The sequence below is a fragment of the Pseudomonas sp. NPDC087598 genome, assembly GCF_044743525.1.
Taxonomy (GTDB): Bacteria; Pseudomonadota; Gammaproteobacteria; order Pseudomonadales; family Pseudomonadaceae; genus Aquipseudomonas.
In genome coordinates, this window is the sequence record NZ_JBIUWQ010000115.1 from 1 (window position 1) to 3,079 (window position 3,079).

The 3,079-nt window shown below is 54.7% G+C and carries 4 protein-coding genes (1 of these 4 cut by a window edge); all 4 read right to left on the reverse strand.

The window, feature by feature from the left end:
* Nucleotides 1-250: 250 nt before the first annotated feature.
* A complete protein-coding gene (gene msrQ / locus ACIOWE_RS29545) occupies nucleotides 251-874 on the reverse strand; it encodes a protein-methionine-sulfoxide reductase heme-binding subunit MsrQ (RefSeq protein WP_401398474.1) in 624 nt (207 codons plus the stop codon).
* Nucleotides 874-1,887, reverse strand: a complete 1,014-nt coding sequence (msrP, locus tag ACIOWE_RS29550; RefSeq protein WP_401398476.1) for a protein-methionine-sulfoxide reductase catalytic subunit MsrP — start codon at nucleotides 1,885-1,887, stop codon at nucleotides 874-876. The genes msrQ and msrP overlap by 1 nt, the downstream gene beginning before the upstream one ends.
* A 63-nt stretch (nucleotides 1,888-1,950) precedes the next feature.
* Complete coding sequence (gene pssA / locus ACIOWE_RS29555; protein WP_201236794.1) at nucleotides 1,951-2,808, reverse strand: CDP-diacylglycerol--serine O-phosphatidyltransferase; 858 nt, start codon at nucleotides 2,806-2,808, stop codon at nucleotides 1,951-1,953.
* Nucleotides 2,809-2,954: 146 nt separating this feature from the next.
* Nucleotides 2,955-3,079: the 3' portion of a ketol-acid reductoisomerase gene (gene ilvC / locus ACIOWE_RS29560; RefSeq protein WP_401398478.1), read on the reverse strand. 901 nt of this gene lie beyond the right edge of the window; 125 of the gene's 1,026 nt are visible here — the last part of the coding sequence; the start codon falls outside the window, past its right edge — the gene reads right to left on this strand; it ends in the stop codon at nucleotides 2,955-2,957.

The window sequence follows — 3,079 nt, forward strand, 5'->3', positions numbered from 1 at the left end:
TTTCAGAAGTTTTCGAAGAATTCCTCAACAACTTCAACCACTTGCGCTTCCGATCTCTCGTCAGCGGGAGGCGAATTCTACAGCGTTACTCGCTGTTGTCAACACCTCTTTTTCAACTTCTTTTCGACTTCGATAAACTGAAGCACCTGCTGTCGAAACCTACATAACTCATTGAATCTTAAGGAGTTTTCCGTTTCGACTGCGCCGGAAGTGGGGCGAATTATAGGCCTCCAGAATCTGCCGTCAATCGTTAATTTCTCTTTTCTTGCAGAATCTGCTTTTTAGCCAATAACCGCGGGATTCGACGAGCCACAGGAGGGATGCGCAGCAATAAAAGCAGAGCACCTATAAAGGCATAGACCGCCCACTCCTTAAGATCCGCACGTACGATCCACAGCATATGCAACAAACCCAACCCCAGAATCACGTATGCCAACCGGTGGAGCTTCTTCCAGCGGACACCCAACCGACGCTGACTGTAGCGATTGGAAGTCACCGCCAACACCAATAAGCCAAGGAATCCCAATGTGCCGACAATAATGTACGGTCGCTTGCGTAGCTCTACTCCCAGTTGCGACCAATCGAAACCCAGAATAAATGCCATGTAGCTACATAGATGTAGAACCACATAGGCAAAACACCAAAGCCCCAACTGCCGGCGAACAGCAATCCACCCCGCCCAACCGGTAAGCTTTTGCAGAGGCGTCATGCTCAGGGTGATCAACAACAGCACCAATGTACCGAGACCCAACCGATCAACCAGCACCTTGCCAGGATCCGGCCCAAGCAGATCTGCAAAAGCCTGATAGAACCACAATAGCGGCCAGATCGCTGCCGCAATGAAAACGCCTACACGCCATAACGGGAATCGCATCAGTAATTCTTCCGCAGATCGAGTCCTGTATATAAAGAAGCGACTTCATTCGCGTAGCCGTTGAACATCTGTGTGTCGCGCACATTCGGCTTGAACAGACTGTTCGGCAGCCGACGCTCGCGCGCCTGGGTCCAGCGAGGGTGATCAACTGTCGGATTGACGTTTGCATAGAACCCGTATTCATCTGCCGCAATGCTTTGCCAGGTTGTCTTCGGCTGCTCGCTGACCAGACTGATTCGCACGATGGATTTGACGCTTTTGAAGCCGTACTTCCAAGGCACCACCAAACGCAGCGGCGCGCCATTCTGATTCGGCAGTTCGCGGCCATACATGCCCACCGCCAGAATCGCCAAAGGATTCATCGCCTCATCCAGTCGCAAGCCCTCTACGTAAGGCCAGTCGATCAAAGCAAAACCAGACCGCTGTCCCGGCATGCTCTTGGGATCCTGCAACGTTTCAAAGCGGATGTATTTGGCATTCGAGGTTGGCTCGACTTGCTTGAGCAGTGCCGAAATCGGAAAACCAATCCACGGAATAACCATCGACCACGCCTCAACACAGCGCAGGCGATAAATACGCTCCTCCAATTGATACGGCTTCATGAAGTCTTCCAGCGCATAACGCCCTGGCTTCCCCACCTCCCCGTCAACCACCACACTCCACGGTTCGGTTTTCAGCGAACCGGCATTCGCCGCTGGATCGCCCTTGTCGGTTCCGAACTCATAGAAGTTGTTGTAGTGGGTGGCATCTTTATAAGGCGTGATCGCCTCATCCTTGACGCTGACCGCTCCCCACTTGGAAGCAGAGAGCTTATCGGCAAGCCAGGCAGGCGCCTTGCCAGTCTCGACATCGGCATATCGCGCCGCATCGTCGGCACTTGCCCAGCGCGGAAGACTGCCCACGGCAATACCGGCCGCGGTGGCTCCGAGCAGCTGACGTCGAGAAATGTAAATGGATTCAGGCGTGACATCCGACTCGTGGCAGTCAGACGCTTTAGGGATTTTGATCAGCATGACAACTCCGCAGCTTTGGAGGACAGATGCACCCGTAGACTGCGGAGTATGAGGGAAATTACATCACTCGACGTTTTTGTGCCGACGAAGATGCAAAAGGTACTGAATCGGCCCGGAAGCCGCATAGGCGAGGAACACCAGCAGCAGAATGCGCGGCGGATCGCTGAAGACCACGGCGAACACCAACACCACTGCGAGAATCGCAACGAAAGGCACCCGCCCTTTCAAGTCCAGCTCCTTGAAGCTGTTGTACTTGATGTTGCTGACCATCAGCATACCGGCCGCTGCCACCATCAGCGCAACCAGGAAGGACATCTTCGAACCCTGAATGCCGTAATCGCTGAACGCCCAGACGATGCCCGCCACCACGCCGGCCGCAGCCGGACTGGCCAGACCGATGAAATAGCGTTTGTCCGCAGTGCCAACCTGAGTATTGAAACGCGCCAGACGCAACGCCGCGCCCGCTACATAAATGAAGGCAACCATCCAGCCGACCTTACCCATGTCACCCAATGCCCAACCAAAGGCGAGCAATGCAGGCGCAACACCAAAGGCGACCATGTCCGACAGCGAGTCATACTCGGCGCCGAACGCGCTTTGCGTATTGGTCATGCGAGCCACACGGCCATCGAGACCGTCGAGCACCATGGCGACGAAAATTGCGATCGCAGCAAACGCGAAGTACTTGCTCGCGCTGGCGGAGTCCCCGGCGCTCAAGGCAGCCTGGGCACTCATCGAGTTGATGATGGAATAGAAGCCTGCGAACAGGTTGGCAGTGGTGAACAGATTCGGCAGCAGATAGATACCACGATGCCGGACTTTACGACCTTCTGCGTCGTGCCCTTCTTCGATGTGTTCATCGATGGGCAGCAGGCTTTCGGCGTCAGAAGCCTTGTTCGGCTCTTCGGGACGTTCGCTCATGGACATTACCTTGCAACGGTTTGGAGAAATTCGACGGGTGTCTGGGACGACGGTTCGGCCACAAACGATGCAGCTTTATACCAGAACCACAGTCTCAAACGAAAAAACGCGGCCGAGGCCGCGTTTTTCGTACAAGGGACGACGACTTAGTTTTTGGCTTTGTCGACGATCTTGTTGGCACCGATCCACGGCATCATGGAGCGCAGTTGCTCACCGATGATTTCGATACCGTGAGCGGCGTTGTTACGACGCTTGGCGGTCATCGAAGGGT